General features: G+C 73.4%; 2 protein-coding genes. Both read left to right on the forward strand.

What is annotated here, in order from left to right; genetic code table 11:
- The coding region (locus ACFWEJ_RS28320) for a cell division protein FtsQ/DivIB (RefSeq protein ID WP_377232492.1) at window positions 1-1,002 on the forward strand (1,002 nt) is incomplete at its 5' end.
- 237 nt (window positions 1,003-1,239) lie between these two features.
- Window positions 1,240-2,577, forward strand: coding sequence for a cell division protein FtsZ (gene ftsZ / locus ACFWEJ_RS28325; RefSeq protein ID WP_377232493.1), 1,338 nt, complete (start codon window positions 1,240-1,242; stop codon window positions 2,575-2,577).
- Window positions 2,578-2,644: the final 67 nt, after the last annotated feature.

The raw sequence follows: 2,644 nt of genomic DNA on the forward strand, positions 1-2,644 counted from the left end.
GCTCGTGACGAGGCCCGGCGGGGCCGGGACCTGCAGGACGAGGCCCGGCGGGACCGGCCCGCCGGCGATCGGCCGGAGCCCGGCCGGGCGCGGTCGGACCGGGCGGGTTCGGACCGGCCCGGTCCGGGGCCGGCCGGTCGGGCGCGGACCGGCTCGGCCGAGCGGGGTCCCGGCGAGGCCGGCTCCGTCCGGCCACGTCCCGACCGGCAGGAGCGTCCCGCGACCGGCGCGACGCCGTCGGCGGGCGGCCGGGCGGGCGTGGTCTCGGACCAGCTCGCCGACCGCCTCGCGGAGCGCACCGCGATGGCGCGCTACCGCGTGTGGCGCCGGATCGGCTGGACCGCGTTCGCGGTCGCGGTCGCGGCGGGCCTCGGGTGGGCGACGTTCTTCTCGCCGCTGTTCGCGCTCGACGCGGAGCAGGTCCGGGTCACGGGGGAGGGCACCACGGTCGACGTCGGCGAGGTGCGCGAGGCCGTGACTGACGAGGCCGGCGTGCCCCTGCCGCGCCTGGACACCGTGGGCCTGCGCGAGCAGATCCTCGCGATGAACGCCGTCAAGAACGTGCGGATCACGCGGGCCTGGCCGGACGGTCTCACGGTCGAGCTCACCTCGCGCGAGCCGGTCGCCGCGGTGCCGCAGCCGGGCGGCGTGTACGCCCTGATGGACGCCGAGGGCGTCCGCGTCGCGACCGCCGAGGAGGTGCCCGAGGGGCTGCCCTCGATCGTGACCTCGCTGTCCGACGCCGGGGCGGGCCGCCGTGCCCTGGACGCGGCCCTCGCGGTGCTCGGCGCGCTGCCGCCGAAGCTGGCGGCCGACATCAGGACGGTGAGCGCGGCGACCCAGGACGACGTGCGGACCACGCTGTCCGACGGGCGCGTGATCCGGTGGGGGAGCGGCGCGGAGGTGCCGCTCAAGACGAAGGTCGCGCAGACGCTGCTGCGGGCGGAGCCGACGGCGACGACCGTCGACGTGTCGTCGCCCGGTCTGCCGGTCACGCACTGACCAGGTCACCTGCCGGGCGCGTCACGCACCGACTCACGCACCGACCAGGAATAACATCGCTGTGATTCTCGCGTGCATCGTTGCGCGACACGCGCGACGATGTCTTCGACACACCCCGGCGGCACACCTACCGTCGAACTCAGCAGCAACCTGACATAACTCTAACCCTCTACCTCAACCTGAGACTTTGGGAGGGATGAGAGTCGGGACTCGGGACCCGAATCGAAAGGCGACGACGTGGCAACTCCGCAGAACTACCTGGCAGTAATCAAGGTGGTCGGTATCGGCGGCGGTGGTGTGAACGCCGTCAACCGCATGATCGAGGTCGGCCTCAAGGGCGTCGAGTTCATCGCGATCAACACCGACGCACAGGCACTCCTGATGTCGGACGCCGACGTCAAGCTCGACGTCGGCCGCGAGCTCACGCGCGGCCTCGGCGCCGGCGCGGACCCCGAGGTCGGCAAGAAGGCCGCCGAGGACCACGCCGAGGAGATCGAGGACGTCCTGCGGGGCGCCGACATGGTCTTCGTCACCGCGGGCGAGGGCGGTGGCACCGGCACGGGCGGCGCCCCGGTCGTGGCGCGCATCGCGCGCTCGCTCGGCGCGCTGACCGTCGGCGTGGTGACGCGCCCGTTCACGTTCGAGGGCCGCCGCCGTGCGGTCCAGGCCGAGAGCGGCATCGAGAACCTCCGCGACGAGGTCGACACGCTGATCGTCATCCCGAACGACCGGCTCCTGTCGATGTCCGACCGGAACGTGTCGGCGATCGCGGCGTTCCACTCGGCCGACCAGGTCCTGCACTCCGGTGTGCAGGGCATCACCGACCTCATCACCACGCCCGGCCTGATCAACCTCGACTTCGCCGACGTGAAGTCGGTCATGCAGGGTGCGGGCTCGGCGCTCATGGGCATCGGCTCCGCACGGGGCGAGGACCGCGCGGTGCAGGCCGCCGAGCTGGCGATCTCGTCGCCGCTGCTCGAGGCCTCGATCGACGGCGCGCACGGCGTGCTGCTCTCGATCCAGGGTGGCAGCGACCTCGGCCTGTTCGAGGTGCACGAGGCCGCGCGCCTCGTGCAGGAGGCCGCGCACCCGGAGGCGAACATCATCTTCGGTACGGTCATCGACGACGCGCTGGGCGACGAGGTGCGGGTCACCGTCATCGCGGCCGGCTTCGACGGCGGCCTGCCCAAGGAGCGCAAGGACAACCGGGCGCTCGGCCAGGTCGCCGGTGCGGTCGGGGCGGGCTCGCGCAGCCCCGCGACGGCGCCGGTCCCGCTGCCCGACGTGTCGGACGCCGCACGCCGCGCGCCCGAGTACACCGGCAACGGCATGCCGCCGTCGGTCCCGCCGACGCACCAGCCGGCCCCCGTGTCCACGCTGCCCCGCGTGATCGACGACGAGGGTTCGGACGACGTGCCGCGCACGCTGGACGAGCCGGCCGTCGTGGTGCAGGGCTCGTTCAACCGGCAGGACGTGAACCGCGAGCAGGGCGAGCGCGTCGAGGTCCCGCCGCTGTACGACGAGAACCCGCGCCGTGCGGCGGAGGACCTGGACGTCCCCGACTTCCTGAAGTGACCGGCCGGGTAACCTCACACCCGTGAGCGAAACCCGGACTCTTGCAGGCGTGCACCCCGTCGACCTG

This window comes from Promicromonospora sp. NPDC060204 (assembly GCF_042728455.1).
GTDB lineage: Bacteria > Actinomycetota > Actinomycetes > Actinomycetales > Cellulomonadaceae > Promicromonospora.